The sequence below is a fragment of the Oceaniovalibus guishaninsula JLT2003 genome (genome assembly GCF_000299575.1).
Classification (GTDB): Bacteria; Pseudomonadota; Alphaproteobacteria; order Rhodobacterales; family Rhodobacteraceae; genus Palleronia; species Palleronia guishaninsula.
Map to the genome: position 1 here is coordinate 201,542 of NZ_AMGO01000021.1, position 17,538 is coordinate 219,079.

Here is a 17,538-nt window from a genome sequence, read left to right on the forward strand (position 1 = left end):
AGCATTCGCTGCCGGCACCGATACCGTCAATCGCTTTTGGCCGGTCCGGGCAAATCCATGCCCGGCCTTCCGTCCGCCCCGGCGCGGCGCTAAGGGCACCTTTATGATCGACGCGCTTATCCTTCTGGCGGCGGGGTTCCTGGCCGGTATCGTCAACGCCATCGCGGGGGGCGGCACGTTCCTGACCTTTCCCGCCCTCGTCGCGGTCGGCGTGCCGCCGATCCTTGCCAACGCCACCAGCGCCGTCGCGGTGCTGCCGGGCTATGTCGCGTCGGTCGTGGGGTTCGGCCCGGCGCTGCGGATGCTGCCCCGGCGCGGCGTCGCGCGGATCGTCGCGGCGTCGGCGGCGGGGGGGATCGCGGGCGGTGCGCTTCTGCTCGTCTCGTCCGAGGATGTCTTCGCCGTCGTCGTGCCGTTCCTGCTGCTGGCCGCCACGGCGGTCTTCGCCTTCGGCAATGGCCTGCGCGACAGGCTGGCCGCAAGCCGCTTCGCCCTGGCGCCCTTCGGCATCGCCAGCAGCCTCGTCGTCGCGATCTATGGCGGGTATTTCAACGGCGGCCTGGGGATCGTGCTTCTGTCGCTCTACGCGCTTTGGGGGATGACCGATCTGAACGCGATGAACGGCCTCAAGGTGCTGGTCTCGGTCATCGTGTCGGTCGTCTCGGTGGCGACCTTCGCGCTGGGCGGGCTGGTGCTGTGGCCGCAGGCGCTGCTGATGGCGGCGGCGGCGGTGGCGGGGGGCTATGCCGGCGCGCGGCTGGCGCGCATCCTGCCCGACCGGATCGTGCGGGCCTTCGTGGTCGTGACCGGCCTTGCGGTCGGCATCGTGTTCCTGCTGCGGCTTTGACGCGGCTTGCCCGGATCGCGCCGGAAGTGTATCGGATCGGGCCATGACACGGGTTTTCGATCTGGGCGACCGCGCCCGTCTGAACGAACGCTTTCACGGCGACATCCGTTCGGTGTGCGCCCAAGGCTGACCGCGCGGCCGCGCCATCCTTTCCGACCGCCCGCCCGACAGCAGAGGAAACCGCCCATGTCCGGCAAGACGCTTTACGACAAGATCTGGGATGCCCATCTCGTGCACGAGGCCGAGGATGGCACCTGCCTTCTGTATATCGACCGGCATCTGGTGCACGAGGTCACCAGCCCGCAGGCATTCGAGGGGCTGCGCATGACGCAGCGCACCGTGCGCGCGCCGGACAAGACCATCGCCGTGCCCGATCACAACGTGCCCACCACCACCGACCGCGCCAACGGCATCGAGAACGAGGAAAGCCGCATCCAGGTCGAGGCGCTGGACCGCAACGCCCGCGATTTCGGCATCCATTACTATCCCGTCTCGGATGTGCGGCAGGGCATCGTGCATATCGTCGGCCCCGAACAGGGCTGGACGCTGCCGGGCATGACCGTCGTTTGCGGCGACAGCCACACCGCCACGCACGGCGCCTTCGGCGCGCTGGCCCACGGCATCGGCACCTCCGAGGTAGAGCATGTTCTGGCAACCCAGACGCTGATCCAGAAGAAATCGAAGAACATGAAGGTCGAGATCACGGGCCGTCTGGCGCCGGGCGTGACGGCCAAGGATATCACCCTGTCGGTCATCGGCCATACCGGCACGGCGGGCGGCACCGGCTATGTCATCGAATATTGCGGCGAGGCGATCCGCGCGCTGTCGATGGAAGGCCGCATGACGGTGTGCAACATGGCGATCGAGGGCGGCGCGCGCGCCGGGCTGATCGCGCCCGACGAAACCACCTTCGCCTATGTCATGGGCCGCCCGCACGCCCCCAAGGGTGCGCAATGGGAAGCGGCGCTTGCCTGGTGGAAGACCCTGCGCAGCGACGACGACGCGCATTGGGACAAGGTCGTCACCCTGCGCGGCGAGGATATCGCGCCGGTCGTTACCTGGGGCACCTCGCCCGAGGACGTTCTGCCCATCACCGCCGCCGTTCCGGCCCCCGGCGATTTCGCGGGCGGCAAGGTCGAGGCGGCGAAGCGGTCGCTCGATTACATGGGCCTGACGCCGGGAACGCCCCTGGCGGACGTTCCCATCGACACGGTGTTCATCGGCTCGTGCACCAACGGCCGGATCGAGGATCTGCGCGCCGCCGCCGCCATCCTGCGAGGCAAGAAGATCAAGGACGGCCTGCGCGCCATGGTGGTGCCCGGTTCCGGCCTCGTGCGCGCCCAGGCCGAGGAGGAGGGGCTGGCGCAGGTCTTCATCGACGCGGGCTTCGAATGGCGGATGGCCGGGTGTTCGATGTGCCTTGCGATGAACCCCGATCAACTGTCGCCGGGCGAACGCTGCGCCGCAACCTCGAACCGCAACTTCGAGGGGCGGCAGGGCAAGGGCGGCCGCACCCACCTGATGAGCCCCGCCATGGCCGCCGCCGCCGCCATCACCGGCAAGCTGACGGATGTGCGCGATCTGATGCGGCAGCAATGAGGATGGCAAAGGCTACCGAATCACCTGACCGGGGTGATTCGGTGACTGTCCTTATCGAGCGCATAAAACGCGATCTTCCGGCGCGATTGTTCCCGTACTTGAGTTATTAACGAAGTCTTAACACCCGTTCCTTGCATCGGCTGAAACGTCGCGACACGTGATTACCGGGGGCAGTCGGCCGGTCAGGTCGGCGCCGCATTCAGGGAACACGACATGAAGTATTCATTCACCGCCGCTATCCTTCTGGGACTCGCCATGGCAGTGCCCGCGGGCGCCGCCACGTTCAACGCGACCGACAAGGGCGGGATCGCCGGCCGTTACGAGAGCAACGCCTATATCTCCAAGTCGCCTGCCGAGGCCGGCAAGCGGAAGGGTAACGTCGCCGCAGCCGCATTCGGGATGCACGAAAGCAGCGGCGTTCTGGGCGATTTCGCGGCGTTCTGCCTCGATCTGGCGACCACGTTGAAGACGCATAGCAGCTACAAGACCACCGACACCCCCTTCAGCAATTCGTTCGCGCTGGGCGGCGGCAAGGACCGTGTGCAGGCCGTGTTCGATGCGAATTACGCCACCCTCGACCTGCACGATCGCGCCCAGGGCGCGGCGCTGCAACTGTCGCTCTGGGAAGTCATCTATGACGGCACGGATTTCGATCTGACGCGGGGTAACTTCCGCGCCAAGGGAACCAGAAGCTATGCCCGGACGACCGATAGCCTAGCCAAGACGTTCCTGGCTAATGCCAAGACCTACACCGGCCCGAAGATGTGGAACCTGACGTTCCTGGAAAGCACCGGCAAGCCGCAATCCCAGAACCTCGTCACGGCCAGCGCCGTCAGCGCCGTGCCGCTTCCCGCCGGTGGCATGCTGCTTCTGACGGGTCTGGGCGGCTGGGCCGGCTTTTCGGCCACGCGCCGGCGCAAGGCGGCCTGACCCTCGGTGCCCGCGATGCCCCGGCCCGCAAGTGCGCGGCCGGGGGCATCGCAGGGATGCACGATGCTGGCCTTGGCGCTGTCGGCGCGGTATCACGGCCCCGACAGCCCGCTATCGTGCAGAAGGACGCAAGGCATGGACAAGTTCACCACCCTGACCGGCATCGCCGCCCCCCTGCCGCAGATCAACGTCGATACCGACATGATCATCCCCAAGCAGTTCCTGAAGACGATCCAGCGCTCGGGCCTCGGCCGCAACCTGTTCGACGAGATGCGCTATGACAATGACGGCAACGAGGTGCTCGATTTCGTCCTGAACCGCCCCGCCTATCGCGAGGCGCAGATCCTTGTCGCCGGCGACAACTTCGGCTGCGGATCGTCGCGCGAACACGCGCCCTGGGCGCTGCTGGATTTCGGGATCCGCTGCGTCATCGCGCCCAGCTTCGCCGACATATTCTATAACAACTGTTTCAAGAACGGCATCCTGCCCATCGCCCTGCCGCAGGATCAGGTCGATCTGGTGATGCGCGACGCGCAGCGCGGCGCCAATGCCCGCCAGACCGTCGATCTGGAAAACCAGACCATCACCCTGTCGGACGGCACCGCCATCCCGTTCGAAGTGGACGGTTTCCGCAGGCATTGCCTGATGAACGGCCTCGACGATATCGGCCTGACACTGGAAAAGGCCCCCGCAATCGACGCGTTCGAACGGCAGGCCGGCCAGTCCCGCCCCTGGGTCTGATCTTGCGGCGCGCCATTGCCGTCGCGCTGGCGCTGCTGCTGGCGGACGGCGCGTCGGCCGACAGCCTGCGCATCGCCACGTTCCAGACCGGCCTTTCGGCGGACGGGCCGGGCCTGTTGCTGCGCGACATCCTGCGCGACGATCCCCGCATCACGCTTGTCCTGGATATGGTCGCCGGGGCCGATGCCGATGCGATCCTGTTGCAGGATGTCGATTACGATGCGGGCGGTGCCGTGCTGTCGGCCCTGACCGACCGGCTTGCGGATATCGGCGCACCCTATCCCTTCGCCTTCCAGGCGCGCCCCAATACCGGCATGGCCACGGGGCTGGACATGGACGGCGACGGGCGGACGGGCGGGCCGCGCGACAGCCAGGGGTTCGGACGCTTCGCCGGTCAGGGCGGCATGGCCCTGCTGTCGCGGCTGCCCATCGACACCGACGCCGCGCTGGACTTCGCGCCGTTCCTCTGGCGCGACCTGCCCGGCGCGATCCCGCCCGACGGCCCCTTTCCTTCGGCACGTGCGGCCGAGATCCGGCGCCTGTCCTCGACCGCGCATTGGGTCGTGCCGCTGCGTCTGGCGAATGGCGACAGGCTGTCGCTGCTGGCCTGGCACGCGACACCCCCGGTCTTCGACGGCCCCGAGGATCTGAACGGCCGCCGCAACCATGACGAGGCCGCGTTCTGGCTGCGCTATCTCGACGGGGCGCTGCCCGAACCGCCGCCGGACGGCCCGCTTGTGGTGCTGGGCGACGCCAACCTCGACCCGGTGGACGGCGACGGCCGCGCCGGGGCGCTGAACGCGCTTCTGGCGCATCCCCGCCTTCAGGATCCGCTGCCATCCGCACCCCCAACCACCGTGCCGGCGGGCGTGAACCTGACGCATCGGGGGGCGCCCCATCTCGACACCGCGGATTGGGACGATGCGGGGCCGGGCGATCTGCGCGTCAGCTATGTCCTGCCGTCGCGCGACCTGACCGTTCTGGGGGCCGGCCTGCTGCGTCCCGATCCGGCGCTGCCCGACGACATCCGCCCGTCCGCCGCGGTGGTCTGGGTGGACATTGACCTGCCGCCTGCCCTTCGCTAGGCGAAGCCGACCCCTGCAAGCCACGGATGACGCCATGCCCAACCCGTCCCTTCTGATCCTGCCCGGCGACGGCATCGGCCCCGAGGTGATGGCCGAAGTGCGCAAGGTCATCGACTGGTTCGCCGCCGAACGCGGCCTGGCCTTCGATGTCAGCGAGGACCTGGTCGGCGGGGCCGCCTATGACGCGCATGGCACGCCCCTGACCGATGAAACGATGGACCTGGCGCAATTGGCCGATGCGGTGCTGCTGGGCGCGGTGGGCGGCCCGAAATACGACGATCTGGATTTCAGCGTGAAGCCCGAGCGCGGGCTGCTGCGCCTCCGCAAAGAGATGGACCTTTTCGCCAACCTGCGCCCTGCCCAGTGCTTCGACGCGCTGGCCGATTTCAGCAGCCTCAAGCGCGAGATCGTCGCCGGCCTCGACATCATGATCGTGCGCGAACTGACGAGCGGCATCTATTTCGGCGAACCGCGCGGCATTTCCGACGACGGCCGGGGCGGCCGCGTCGGTATCAACACGCAGCGCTATACGACCGACGAAATCCGCCGCGTCGCCCGGTCCGCGTTCGAGCTGGCCCGCCGCCGGCAGAACCGCGTCTGTTCGATGGAGAAGGCGAACGTCATGGAATCCGGCATCCTCTGGCGCGAGGAAGTGCAGTGGGTCCACGACAACGAATATCCCGATGTCGCGCTCAGTCATATGTATGCCGATGCGGGCGCGATGCAGCTTGTGCGCAAGCCCAACCAGTTCGACGTGATCGTGACGGACAACCTCTTTGGCGACATCCTGTCCGACGCCGCCGCCATGCTGACCGGCAGCCTGGGGATGCTGCCCTCGGCCAGCCTTGGCGCGCCGATGGCCAACGGGCGGCCCAAGGCGCTTTACGAACCCGTCCACGGATCCGCCCCCGATATCGCCGGTCAGGGCAAGGCGAACCCGATCGCCTGCATCCTCAGCCTCGCGATGGCGCTGCGCTACAGCTTCGATCGCGGCGACGACGCGGCGCTCCTGGAAGGCGCGGTCGAACGGGTGCTGGCCGATGGCGTGCGCACCGTGGACCTGCTGGGCGACGCCACCACCCGCGCCGCCACCACGTCCGAAATGGGCGATGCTATCGTCGCCGCCTTGTCGCGGCGCTAGGTCGCCACGCGCAATTACGGCCCCGCTAGGGCCTGACGGTATGCGGCGGATCGTGCGGCGGCGCGTCCGGGCTTGCCGGTTGCCGGGCGCCGCGGCCGATCACGGCCAGCGTCGGCTCGGCAGCGATCAGGCGTTTGGTATAGGCCGTGGCGGGGGCGTCCAGAACTTGCCGGACCGGCCCCGTCTCGACCAGGCGGCCGTCTTGCATGACCGCAACCTCGTCGCAGATCTCGTCCACCACGCCGATGTCGTGGGTGATGAACAGCACCGCGATGCCGTGATCGTCGCGCAGCTTGAGGATCAGTTCGAGGATCTTCTTCTGCACCGTCAGATCCAGCGCCGATGTCGCCTCGTCCGCGACCAGAAGGCGCGGCCGGGTCAGGATGGCGCGGGCGATGGCGATGCGCTGGCGCTGGCCGCCCGAGAACTGGTGCGGATAGCGGTCGATGTCGTCGGGAGACAGGCCCACGTCGCGTAGCGCCTCGCGGATCAGGTCGCGCCGTTCGGATCCGCGCGGCGCGTCTGGCAACAGATGCAGCGGCTCGGCCACGATGCGTCCGACACGCTGGCGCGGATCGAGCGAGCCATAGGGATCCTGAAAGACCATCTGGAAACCGCGGCGCGCCTTGCGCAGATCCCTTAGCGACAGCGCAAAGAGGTTCCGTCCGGCAATCGCAACCTCGCCATGTGTCGGGCGATCCAGCGCCATGACGATGCGCGCCAGCGTCGATTTGCCCGATCCGCTTTCGCCCACCACGCCCAGGATCCGGCCCGGCGCCAGCGTCAGCGATACATCGTCCAGCGCGCGGATCGTATGTCCACCCGCGGTGAAGTGGCGGCTGAGATTGCGGACGGCCAGCAGGTCAGGCACGGCCCGCCTCCAGTGTCGCACGCGCGCGGCGCGGCATGGCGTCGATCAGCGTGCGGGTATAGTCGTGGCCCGGACGGCGCAGCACGCGTTCGGTCGCGTCCTGTTCGATCTCGGCCCCGCGATGCATGACGAGGGTGCGGTCGGCCAGCCGCGCGATCACCCCCAGATCGTGCGAGATCAGGATCAGCGACAGACCCAGATCCGCCACCAGATCGCCGAGGATATCGAGGATCCCGGCCTGAACGGTCACGTCCAGCGCTGTCGTCGGCTCGTCCGCGATCAGCAGATCGGGTTCCAGCGCCAGTGCGATGGCGATGCCGACGCGCTGACGCTCGCCGCCCGACATTTCGTGCGGGTAGCTGTCGATGCGGCGCCCGGCCTGCGGGATTTGCACCCGGTCCAGCAGGCGCAGCGCCTCGGTCCGGGCATTCCCGCGCGACAGGCCGCGACGGACGCGCAGCCCTTCGGCAATCTGCACGCCGACCCGCATCGCCGGGTTCAGAGCGGTCATCGGTTCCTGAAAGATCATCCCGATCCGCCGCCCCCGAACGTCGCGCATCCCGCGTTCGGACAGGGTCAGCAGATCCGTGCCGTCCAGAAGCACCCGTCCTTCGGCGCGCGCGTTGCGGGGCAGAAGACCGATGACCGACAGCGCCAGCACCGACTTGCCCGATCCGCTTTCCCCGACGATGCCCAGCGTGGCCCCGCGTTCCAGCGTCAGCGACACGCCGCGCAGCACCTCGACCGGCGGGGCGCGGTCGCGGCGGAAGGTCACGCGCAGCGACTCGACCGCCAGCATCAGGCGGCCTGTCCGCGGCGGGGATCGGTCAGGTCGCGCAGGCCGTCGCCCAGAAGGTTCAACCCCAGCACCGCGCCCGCGATGGCCAGCCCCGGTGCCAGCACCAGATGCGGCGCCGAGGACAGATAGGTCTGCGCCTCCGACAGCATCCGTCCCCAACTGGGATTGGGCGGGGCGACCCCCATGCCCAGGAAGGACAATCCCGCCTCGGCCAGGATGGCAAGCCCGGTCTGGATGGCGAACTGGACGATGATCTGCGCCGAGATGTTGGGCAGGACGTGTTCGATGCTGATGCGCACCGGCCCCTTGCCGGCCATCCGCGCCGCCTTGATGAAATCGCGCGACCAGACCTGCAATGCGGCCCCGCGCGCGATGCGGGCGAAGACGGGCACCATGAACAGCCCGATGGCAAGGATCGCGGTTCCCGCCCCCGGCCCCAGCAGCGCGCCCAGCAGGATTGCCGACAGGATCGGCGGAAAGGCAAAAAGAACCCCGTTCGCAGCCATCACCGCCCTTTCAAAGCCGCCGCGTCCGGCGGCGGCGGCCATGCCGGTCGCGGTGCCCACCGCGCCGCCGATCGCCGTCGCGGTCAGCGCGATGCCCAGCGATGTCCACGCGCCCGCCATGACGATCGACAGCACGTCGCGGCCGATCTGGTCCGCGCCCAGCAATCCCGCCTCGCCCGGTCCCTTCAGACGGGCGGCGATGTTCATTCCCGTCGGATCCGCCGGCGTCCATACCCGGCTGAGCAGCGCGGCCCCGACGAACAGAAGCGACAGCGCAGCCCCGATCCACAGCGTCGCGGGAACGCGCCTCATCCCGAACCCCGAAGGCGCGGATCCAGCAGGATGTAAAGCGCATCGACCAGCAGGTTCACGCCCAGCACGATGACGGCGAAGAACAGCACCACGTTCTGCACGACGATCAGATCGCGCTGCGACAGCGCCTGATAGGCCAGCGTGCCGATGCCGGGCAGGGTGAACACATTCTCGACCAGCACCGCGCCCGAAATCAGGAAAGGGATTTGCAGACCCAGCATCGTGACGACCGGCAGAAGGGCGTTGGGCACCGTGTGCCGCCAGAGCGCCCGTCTTCGGCTGAGACCCTTGGCGCGCGCGGTGCGGATGAAATCCTCGTTCGAGACCTCGATCACGGCGGCGCGGGTCACGCGCGTCAGCACCGCGGCCTGCGGGATCGCCAGCGCGATGGCGGGCAGGACCAGCGCCGACAGCGCCGGCAGCGCGCCCGCCCGCCAGCCGGGAAAACCGCCGGTCGGAAACCAGCCCAGCCCCAGCGAAACCCCCAGGATCAGAAGCAGCCCGATCCAGAAGTTCGGCACGGCGATGCCGATCTGCGAAAAGGCCGTGGCCAGACTATCGACGATGCGATTGGGGTTTTGCGCGGCCATGACCCCCAGCGGAAGCGCCACGGCGACAGCCAGAAGCGTGGCCATCGCGGTCAGCGGCAGCGTCACCACCAGGCGCTGGCCGATCAGTTCGGCAACCGGCGTGCCATAGGTATAGGACATTCCCAGATCGCCGGTGAAAACGCCGCCCAGCCAGGCCAAATAGCGGAGGGGCAACGGCCGGTCTAGGCCAAGCTCGGCCCGCAGCGCCGCCACGGTGTCGGGCTGCGCGCCCGTTCCCAGCATGATCTGTGCCGGATCGCCGGGCGCCGCCTCGATCAACAAAAAGATCGCCAGCGACGCGATGCCCAGAATACCCAGCAGACCGGCCAGCCTGCGCCCCAGATAGCGAAGTTTGCGCATCCCGACCGGCCGGCCTTTCCGTCATTCGGACCAACGCACCTCGGTCATGTCGTTGGCGGGGACCGGCCCGTCCGGCCAGACCCCTTCTAGCCCCGCATCCCAGACGCCGAGCTTGGGGTCGGAATAGAGAAACAGCGCCGGCAGGTCGTCGGCCAGAATTTCCTGCGCGCGGATATAGGCCGCCTTGCGGGCGGCCTCGTCGGTGGCGGTGGCCACGTCCTGCATGGCCGCATCGAACGCGTCGCTGTCATAGTTGAAATAATAGGGATCGCGTGCGTAGATGCCGATATCCAGCGGCTCCGCATGGCCGATGATGGTCATGTCGTAATCGGTATCGGTGAACACTTCCTGAATCCAGGCGGCCGGAAAGTCCGAGCTGACGATATTCGCGGTCACGCCGATCTGCTGAAAGAACGCCTGAAGGATCTCGGCGGACCGCTGGGCATAGGTGCGGTTCGGCACCTTGAACGTGAATTCGAATCCGTTCGGATAGCCGGCTTCGGCCAGCAGCGCCCTGGCCGCTTCGGGGTCATAAGGATATTCGCCCGTCAGGTCCGTGTAATAGGGGCTGGCGGGCGAAAAGTGCGATCCGATGGGCGTGCCATAGCCCGACTTGACCGCCTGGATCAGCGCGTCGCGGTCGATGGCCATCATCAACGCGCGACGCACGCGCACGTTGTCGAAGGGCGCGCGGGCATTGTTCATGCCGGCCACGACCTCCATTTCGCCGGTGCCGACATTGGTGGCGAATTTGGGATCCTCGGCGAACTGGGCGAAAAGCTCGGGGGCGCCCAACTCGGACGCGATGTCGACCTGGCCCGATTGCAGCGCCGCCGCCTGCGCCTGCGGATCGGCGATGAAGCGCGCGGTGATCGTGTCGAGCGGGGCCGGGTCGCCCCAGTATCCGTCCCAGGCCGACATGATGACCCGGTCGCCCTTGCGCCATTCGTCCAGCTTGAAGGGGCCGGTGCCGACAGGATCGGTGCCGTTGGTGTCGGCCGATCCTTCCTCGACCATCACGGCGGCCGGGAAGCCAAGCCAGTAAAGCAGATCCGAGGACGGGCGCGACAGCGTCAGCACCAGCGTCTGCGGATCTGGGGCCTCGACCGCCGCGATGTCGGTATAAAGCGCCTTCTGGCCGTTGGTCGAATCGTCCGCGACGATCCGTTCGATGCTGAACTTCGCGGTGCCGCTGTCGAAAGGCGTGCCGTTGTGGAACGTCACATCCGGGCGCAGGTTGAACGTATAGGTCAGCCTGTCCTCCGAGATCGTCCAGTCGGTCGCAAGTTGTGGCACGATCCGGCCGTCGCGGTCGATGGCCACCAACCCCTCGAACAAGTTCTGCCACGTCACCTGCCCCGCCGCCACGGGCGAGCTGACGGTCGGATCCAGTCCCGCCGGTTCGACCGACTGGACGAAATCGACCTCACCCGCGGCGATGGCGGCCACGGGCAGCGCGGCCAGAAGCGCGGCTTGCGGCAGGGTGCGGGCGAAGTGGCGAAAACGTGCGAACATGGTCGATCCTCGCTGTTGGTGTCGCGCCGGGGCCGCGTGCGCGTATCGTCGGCACCAGACCGCATCCCGGCGCGGATTGGAATAGGGTCCGCGCCCTAGCGATGATGCAGGATACGGCCGATGGCGTTGAGAAGTACCTGCGCGGCCAGGGTCTGCGTCGTGCCGGTATGGTCGTAATCCGGCGCGACCTCGACCAGATCCAGCCCGACGACCGGCCCCTTGCGAGCCAGCCCGTCGATCAGCTCCAGCATTTCGTAATAGCCGAAGCCGCCGTGGCTGGGCGTGCCGGTGCCGGGCGCGATGGACGGATCGAATCCGTCGATGTCGATGGTCAGGTAATACCGCACACCGTCCGGAATGCGCGCCAGCACACCCTCGACGCCCAGCTTGCGGAACTGACGGACGGACAGGATGTCGGCCCCCATCCGGCGCGCGGCCTCGTAACCGTCCCGCGCGGTCGACGATACGTTGCGGATGCCGATCTGCGTCAGGCCGGTAACATAGGGCTTTTCCGCGGCGCGGCGCATCGGGTTGCCGTGCCCGAACCTGACGCCGTGCCGTTCATCTACAAAATCGAGATGCGCGTCGATCTGCACGATGTGAATGGGTTCCTGCCCTTCGAACGCGTCGATACAGGGGATGTTGACCGAATGGTCGCCGCCCAGCACGACGGGAACGGCCCCGGCCTCGAGGATCTTGCGCACGCCGTAGGCGATGTTCGCATGGCTTTGCGCCGTGTCGGTATGGATGATGTCGGCATCCCCTATATCCACGATCCGCACCTTCGCCGGATCGAGATAGGTGATGTCGTCCTCGAAGTCATAGGCGCCGCCCAGCCCGAACGAAAACAGCGTCGATGCCTCGCGGATACCGCGCGGACCCATCCGCGCGCCTGACCGATACTGCGCGCCGCAATCGAAGGGCGCGCCCATCACCGCAACATCGGCCTCGATCCTGTCCCAATCGGCGATATACGGAAACTTGCCGAACGTGCATATGCCGACGAAGGGCAGGTTCAGACGGGCGGGCCGGGCAGCGTCAGGCATGAATTGGCAACTTTCATCTGGTAGGGCATGACGACGCTAGCATCTGCCCCGCCCCAAGGGCCACCCGAGTCCTTTTCTGCAAACCGCCGAGGTTCGCCATGTCGATTGCCCCGCCAGCCGGTCTTGCCGAAGGTGCAGAGTGAACGGTCCGCGCCCTTGGCGCCACCGGGCGGCACTGGCGGCGGCTGCTCTTGCCGTTGCCGCATGGGTCGCGGGCGCGCCCTATCTGGCGCGGCTGGACGAACCGGCGCTGGTCTTCCGCCCCCTGCCGGGGCTGGAGCCGTTCCGCGAACTGGCGGTGGGTGGCGCGATCTCGACCGGCGCGGGCAGCCCGCTTCTGACGGGGTTGCCATCCGACGATCCGCCGCAAGGCAGCGCCCTCATGGACGAGGTGCGCGCCAATCCCTGCCGCGCGTTTCATGGCGGTTACGCAGGCGAAGCGGTGCCGGTTGCCGTTTTCTCCGACATCCGCTGTCCCAATTGCCGGATCATGGATGCCCGGCTGGCCGAGGTCGCGGCCGCAAACCCGGCCGCGATCCGCATTGTCCGTCATGAATTGCCGGTCCTCGGGGCCGGGTCGGTCATCGCCGCGCGGGCGCTGTTGGCCGCCGAAAGCCAAGGGGCCAGGCAGCGGCTGCATGACAGGCTGGTCAGGACGCCGGCGGTGACGGATGCCGCCTATGTGGCCAGGGTGGCCGAGGCAATCGGCTTGGATGCCGCGCGATTGCTGAAGGACATGCAGTCCGACGCCGTGACCGCCGATCTGCGCCGCAGCCGAGCGATTGCCGACCTGTTCGGCTTCAGCGGAACGCCCGCATTCGCCATCGGCGGGACCGTGCTGTTGGGAACGGCGCCGATTTCCGTCCTCGAAGCGCTGATCGCAGAGGAACGGCACGGCGCTTGCAGCGTGCGCGCGCCCGGCTGACGGGCCGAAAACGACGTTGCGGCGCAGGCCGCGCGCGGGCATCGTCCCCGATCGAACGTCGTCAGAACTGGAGCATATGCGATGACCGATCAACTTCCCGGCGCGGCCGGTACGATTGCCGACAAGCATCCCGATGTGTGGGCGGCCTATTCCGCCTTGGGCAAGGCCACCGCCAATGCCGGCGGACTGACCGCACGGGAGAAACGTCTGGTGAAGCTGGCGCTGAGCCTCGGCGCGGCATCCGAAGGGGCGGTTCATTCGCATACCCGCCGGGCGCTGAAGGAAGGGATCGCCGTTGCGGATCTGGAGCAGGTGGCGCTGCTGGGCATTGGCCCGCTCGGCTTTCCGCAGGCGGTCGCGGGCTATACCTGGATAGGGGATTCGACGTCCGCCGACTGAACGAGATCGGGGCGGGTGAATGCCACCCGCCCCGAAAGGCTAGTCCGTGATCACGACCGTGTCGTCGGTGACGGGCACGGCGGCTTCGTCCACATCGTTGTCGAACAGTCCGAACAGCCACGCAAGCAGCAGCAGGACGACGATCACGCCGACGGCGATCCCGATCCATTTCCCGGTACTGTTGCCGCTATCGGTCGTCGTGCTGACTTTGGGATCTCTGAAATCTTTGGGATTGTTGGCCATGGCTTCCTCGCTTGGGTTGCGTGTTGCCGGCACGATCCGGCGAAAAGACTCCGTTCGGCGACGGGGGTCCGATCCCAATTCCCCGCGGGCCGGTAGGTTCCCGCCGGAAGACCTGGAACCTTAATCGAAGGTTACCGTTGGCCATCCGAACGGCAGGACGCTGACGCATCGTTGGCGGTTGCCGTAATCTCGAACACTGGACAGCGAACCATGAGCGATCGAAAGAGCGATGAAGAAGCGGCGGGCACGCACATCCCGATCGCCCGCGAACGGGTCGTGCTTGGCAAGCGCAAGGTCGAGAAGGTCGCGGCGCATCTCGACATCAGGACGCATGCCGAGGACGTGACCGTTTCAGAGCCTTTGCAGACCGAGCATGTCGATGTCGAACGCGTCGCCATCGACCGCATCACGGATGTGCCACCCGAGGTCAGGACCGAAGGCGCCGTAACGATCGTTCCAGTGGTCGAGGAAGTGCTGGTCCGGCAGTTCAGGATCGTCGAGGAAATCCGTCTGACCCGGCGATCCGAGACGGTCGAGCATACCGAAACCGTCACTCTGCGCCGTCAGGAAGTGGTGGACGCCTCGCAAAGCGACCGCCCTATAGCCTCGACCGACGACGACAGGGCCTGATCCGCATCCGGCCAGATCACAAACCACGCAACACGAAGGAAAGAGGACACACCATGTCACATACCGTCACCGCAATCTTCCGCACCGCCGAAGTCGCCGAGACCGTCCGTCAGAAAATCGCCAGCATCGGCGTTTCGGACCGGCACATCACCGTCGTCGGCGGCACCGACCAGCACAGCCATATCGACGCGCTGGACCTGCCCCACGACGAGACGGCGACCTACAAGCAGGCCGTGCGTCAGGGCAATTACGTCGTGTCCGCCGATGTCGAGGACGCGCATATCGACGCCGTTGCCGACATCATGCGCAACCCCGAGCAGGCCGTCGATATCGACGCCTACGAGACCGAGTATCGCAGCAGCCCCGATTATGCCGCTGCCGAAGGCGCCCGTGGCACGACGGGGACAGCAGCCGAAGGCCAGACGATTGCTGTCGGGGAGGAGCGTCTGAAGGTCGGCAAGCGGACGACCGAAAAGGGGTCCGCCCATGTCCGCACCTATGTCCACGAAACCCCGGTCGAGGAGCGGATCCGCCTGCGCGAGGAACGCCTTTCGGTCGAAAGTCGGCCGGTCGACCGCGTCGTATCGGGTGCCGACGCCGAAGGGCTGTTTCAGGACCGCGACATCGAGGTGAAAACGAAGTCCGAGGAGGCCGTCGTCGACAAGGAAGCAGTCGTCACCAAGGAAGTCGTCGTCGACAAGGACGTGACCGAGCGCGAGGAAGTGGTCGAGGATACCGTCCGCAAGACCGAAGTGGATATCGACAAAGACCGGACCTGACACCGTCTGGCCCGTCGTCGAAGGGGGTGCCGCGAAAGCGGCGCCCCCTTTTTCATGCGCGGAAGGATTGTGTGTGTCCGCCGCCCCCTCGACCCGATCTGCCATCCGTGTCACGACGCCGTCCGTTGTTCATGGACGGAAAACAGGATGGCCGAAACCTCACGATCCGCCCTTCCTGACGATGCCCCGGCGCTGCCGGCCCCGCTGATGACGCTTTGCCGCCTGTTCGCGGTGCTGGGCGGACTGGTGCTGCTGGCGATGATGCTGATGACCGTGGCCAGCGTCACCCTGCGCGCGCTGGCGAACAGTCCGATCCCCGGCGATTTCGAGCTGGTCGAGATCGGGACCGCATTGGCCGTCTTCTGCTTTCTGCCATGGTGCCAGGCGGTCGATGGCAATGTCAGGGTCGATCTTTTCACTGCCAAGACAGGTCTGCGGACCAGGCGTCTGCTGGGCGCCTTGGGCGATACCCTGTATCTTGGCCTCGCAATGCTGCTGCTTTGGCGACTGATCTACGGCGCCGGCGACATGCGGGCCTATGGCGAGACGTCGATGATCCTGCGCGTCCCGCTCTGGTGGAGCTTCGTCGTCATCCTGCCCGCGATGGCGTTGCTGGCGATCACCTGCGCCGCGTCGATTGCCGGGCGTCTGCGGCGATCGTTCGGATGAGCGGCCTTGCGGTCGGGCTGACCGGCTTTGCGGCGCTTCTGGGCCTCATGGCCATCCGCGTGCCCATCGGCGTGGCGATGCTGGCGGTGGGTATCGGCGGTTACGCCTTACAGACAGGCACCGCGCCGCTTCTGGCATTCCTCAAGACGTCGGCCTACTACCAGTTCTCGACCTATTCGCTGTCGGTGATTCCGCTTTTCGTACTGATGGGCGAATTCGCCATGAAGGCGGGGATGAGCCGCGCGCTCTATCATACCGCTGCCGCCTTTCTGGGGCATCGCAGGGGCGGGCTGGCGATGGCGTCGGTCGGCGGTTGCGCGGCCTTCGGCGCGATCTGCGGCAGTTCGCTGGCCACCGCCGCCACGATGGGCCGCGTCGCCCTGCCCGAGATGGAGCGTCACGGCTATGGCGGCGCCCTGGCGACCGGATCGCTGGCGGCGGGCGGCACGCTGGGCATCCTGATCCCGCCTTCGGTCATTCTGGTGCTTTACGCGCTGATGGCCGAGCAAAGCATCCCGCAGATGTTCGTCGCCGCCATCGTTCCGGGGATCCTGGCGGCGGGTGGATACATGCTTGCCATCGCGGTCTTCGTCGCGCGGTATCCGGGCGAAGGTCCGGCCGGCCCACGGACGACATGGGCCGAAAAGGCCGCGTCGCTTCGGCGGACATGGTCGCCGCTGGCGATCTTCGCGCTGATCATCGGCGGCATGTATCGCGGCTGGTTCACCCCGACCGAGGCGGCCGCCATCGGCTCCTTCGGCACCGGGGCGCTGGCGATCCTGCATGGCGGAATGCGGTTGAAGGGCATCGCCGAGTGTCTGCGCGGCACCGCGCTGACCTCGGGGATGATCTTTCTGATCCTGCTGGGGGCCGAGACGTTCAACGCGTTCCTGGCCCAGACCCGCACGCCGGTCATGCTGGCCGACGCCATCGCCGGATTGGCGCTCAGCCCGCTTGCGGTGCTGCTGGCGATGCTGGCGCTTTATCTGGTGCTGGGCTGCGTCATGGATTCGCTGTCGATGCTGCTGCTGACGATCCCGATCTTCTATCCCATCGTCGGCGCGCTCGATTTCGGGATGCCGCGCGAGGACACGCTGATCTGGTTCGGCATCCTCGCCGTCGTGGTGGTCGAGGTGGGGCTGATCACGCCGCCCGTGGGCATGAACGTCTTCGTCATCAATGCCTTGGCCAAGGATGTGCCGATGGCCGAAACGTTCCGCGGGGTGCTGCCGTTTCTGGCCAGCGACATCCTTCGCATCGCCATCCTGATCGCCTTTCCGGCCCTGACGCTGGGGTTGGGCAGGATGCTGGCCTAGACCGGGGAACGACAAGCCGCCGATGCGACTGTCGTCGCGCGGCGATGGTGCCCAGGAGAGGACTCGAACCTCCACGGCCTTGCGGCCACTGGCACCTGAAGCCAGCGCGTCTACCATTCCGCCACCTGGGCCGGTGTCGTGAGGCCGCGATGTAATGGGGGCGGAAAGGGGTGTCAACGCGATTTCGCCCGTCGAGGACACGGCATTTGCGCCTTGTCGTGTTGCCCCCGGCGTC

Annotated in this window: 19 protein-coding genes and 1 tRNA gene; 12 read left to right on the forward strand and 8 right to left on the reverse strand. The window is 67.1% G+C overall.

Features of this window, described 5'->3' with window-relative positions; all coding sequences use genetic code 11:
- The first annotated feature begins 103 nt into the window (after window positions 1-103).
- The 6 genes from OCGS_RS07005 to leuB all read left to right on the forward strand — a co-directional run bounded on the left by OCGS_RS07005 (window position 104) and on the right by leuB (window position 6,343).
- Window positions 104-847 (forward strand): sulfite exporter TauE/SafE family protein, encoded by a 744-nt coding sequence (locus tag OCGS_RS07005; protein WP_007426539.1) that lies wholly within the window; start codon window positions 104-106, stop codon window positions 845-847.
- Window positions 848-1,033: 186 nt separating this feature from the next.
- On the forward strand, window positions 1,034-2,446 hold the full coding sequence (gene leuC, locus OCGS_RS07010; RefSeq protein WP_007426540.1) for a 3-isopropylmalate dehydratase large subunit: 1,413 nt from the start codon (window positions 1,034-1,036) through the stop codon (window positions 2,444-2,446).
- 213 nt (window positions 2,447-2,659) lie between these two features.
- Window positions 2,660-3,376 (forward strand): hypothetical protein, encoded by a 717-nt coding sequence (locus OCGS_RS07015; protein ID WP_007426541.1) that lies wholly within the window; start codon window positions 2,660-2,662, stop codon window positions 3,374-3,376.
- 135 nt (window positions 3,377-3,511) lie between these two features.
- Window positions 3,512-4,117 carry a 3-isopropylmalate dehydratase small subunit gene (gene leuD, locus OCGS_RS07020; RefSeq protein WP_040610719.1) on the forward strand — a complete coding sequence of 202 codons (606 nt, stop codon included), beginning with the start codon at window positions 3,512-3,514 and terminating at the stop codon, window positions 4,115-4,117.
- Window positions 4,118-4,119: 2 nt separating this feature from the next.
- On the forward strand, window positions 4,120-5,202 hold the full coding sequence (locus tag OCGS_RS07025) for an endonuclease/exonuclease/phosphatase family protein (RefSeq protein ID WP_007426543.1): 1,083 nt from the start codon (window positions 4,120-4,122) through the stop codon (window positions 5,200-5,202).
- A 34-nt stretch (window positions 5,203-5,236) separates the two neighbouring features.
- Window positions 5,237-6,343: a 3-isopropylmalate dehydrogenase gene (leuB, locus tag OCGS_RS07030; RefSeq protein WP_007426544.1), complete on the forward strand. Its 1,107-nt coding sequence runs from the start codon at window positions 5,237-5,239 to the stop codon at window positions 6,341-6,343.
- 25 nt (window positions 6,344-6,368) lie between these two features.
- Here leuB and OCGS_RS07035 read toward each other — a convergent pair whose 3' ends face one another.
- From OCGS_RS07035 to speB, 6 genes are all read right to left on the reverse strand, one after another.
- Window positions 6,369-7,214: an ATP-binding cassette domain-containing protein gene (locus tag OCGS_RS07035; protein ID WP_007426545.1), complete on the reverse strand. Its 846-nt coding sequence runs from the start codon at window positions 7,212-7,214 to the stop codon at window positions 6,369-6,371.
- Window positions 7,207-8,013: an ATP-binding cassette domain-containing protein gene (locus tag OCGS_RS07040; protein WP_007426546.1), complete on the reverse strand. Its 807-nt coding sequence runs from the start codon at window positions 8,011-8,013 to the stop codon at window positions 7,207-7,209. Before OCGS_RS07040 ends, OCGS_RS07035 begins: the two co-directional genes overlap by 8 nt.
- Complete coding sequence (locus OCGS_RS07045; RefSeq protein WP_007426547.1) at window positions 8,013-8,831, reverse strand: ABC transporter permease; 819 nt, start codon at window positions 8,829-8,831, stop codon at window positions 8,013-8,015. Before OCGS_RS07045 ends, OCGS_RS07040 begins: the two co-directional genes overlap by 1 nt.
- Window positions 8,828-9,781 (reverse strand): ABC transporter permease, encoded by a 954-nt coding sequence (locus OCGS_RS07050; protein ID WP_007426548.1) that lies wholly within the window; start codon window positions 9,779-9,781, stop codon window positions 8,828-8,830. The genes OCGS_RS07045 and OCGS_RS07050 overlap by 4 nt, the downstream gene beginning before the upstream one ends.
- Before the next feature lie 21 nt (window positions 9,782-9,802).
- Window positions 9,803-11,296, reverse strand: a complete 1,494-nt coding sequence (locus OCGS_RS07055) for an ABC transporter substrate-binding protein (protein ID WP_007426549.1) — start codon at window positions 11,294-11,296, stop codon at window positions 9,803-9,805.
- 95 nt (window positions 11,297-11,391) lie between these two features.
- The gene (gene speB, locus OCGS_RS07060; RefSeq protein WP_007426550.1) at window positions 11,392-12,342 is read right to left on the reverse strand and encodes an agmatinase; all 951 of its coding nucleotides are present in this window, start codon (window positions 12,340-12,342) and stop codon (window positions 11,392-11,394) included.
- Between the two features lie 139 nt (window positions 12,343-12,481).
- On the opposite strand from speB, the gene OCGS_RS14535 reads away from it, so the two are divergent.
- Window positions 12,482-13,267 carry a DsbA family protein gene (locus OCGS_RS14535; protein ID WP_007426551.1) on the forward strand — a complete coding sequence of 262 codons (786 nt, stop codon included), beginning with the start codon at window positions 12,482-12,484 and terminating at the stop codon, window positions 13,265-13,267.
- An 81-nt stretch (window positions 13,268-13,348) separates the two neighbouring features.
- The gene (locus tag OCGS_RS07070; RefSeq protein WP_007426552.1) at window positions 13,349-13,666 is read left to right on the forward strand and encodes a carboxymuconolactone decarboxylase family protein; all 318 of its coding nucleotides are present in this window, start codon (window positions 13,349-13,351) and stop codon (window positions 13,664-13,666) included.
- A 39-nt stretch (window positions 13,667-13,705) separates the two neighbouring features.
- Here OCGS_RS07070 and OCGS_RS07075 read toward each other — a convergent pair whose 3' ends face one another.
- Window positions 13,706-13,909 (reverse strand): hypothetical protein, encoded by a 204-nt coding sequence (locus OCGS_RS07075; RefSeq protein ID WP_007426553.1) that lies wholly within the window; start codon window positions 13,907-13,909, stop codon window positions 13,706-13,708.
- A gap of 210 nt (window positions 13,910-14,119) precedes the next feature.
- Between OCGS_RS07075 and OCGS_RS07080 the strand changes: the two genes are divergently transcribed.
- From OCGS_RS07080 to OCGS_RS07095, 4 genes are all read left to right on the forward strand, one after another.
- Window positions 14,120-14,539 carry a DUF2382 domain-containing protein gene (locus OCGS_RS07080; RefSeq protein ID WP_007426554.1) on the forward strand — a complete coding sequence of 140 codons (420 nt, stop codon included), beginning with the start codon at window positions 14,120-14,122 and terminating at the stop codon, window positions 14,537-14,539.
- Between the two features lie 53 nt (window positions 14,540-14,592).
- A complete protein-coding gene (locus OCGS_RS14540) occupies window positions 14,593-15,318 on the forward strand; it encodes a YsnF/AvaK domain-containing protein (protein WP_007426555.1) in 726 nt (241 codons plus the stop codon).
- Between the two features lie 147 nt (window positions 15,319-15,465).
- On the forward strand, window positions 15,466-15,987 hold the full coding sequence (locus tag OCGS_RS07090) for a TRAP transporter small permease (protein ID WP_007426556.1): 522 nt from the start codon (window positions 15,466-15,468) through the stop codon (window positions 15,985-15,987).
- A complete protein-coding gene (locus OCGS_RS07095) occupies window positions 15,984-17,303 on the forward strand; it encodes a TRAP transporter large permease (RefSeq protein ID WP_007426557.1) in 1,320 nt (439 codons plus the stop codon). The genes OCGS_RS07090 and OCGS_RS07095 overlap by 4 nt, the downstream gene beginning before the upstream one ends.
- 45 nt (window positions 17,304-17,348) lie before the next feature.
- Here the strand turns inward: OCGS_RS07095 and OCGS_RS07100 are convergent.
- Window positions 17,349-17,434, reverse strand: a tRNA-Leu gene (locus tag OCGS_RS07100).
- Window positions 17,435-17,538: the final 104 nt, after the last annotated feature.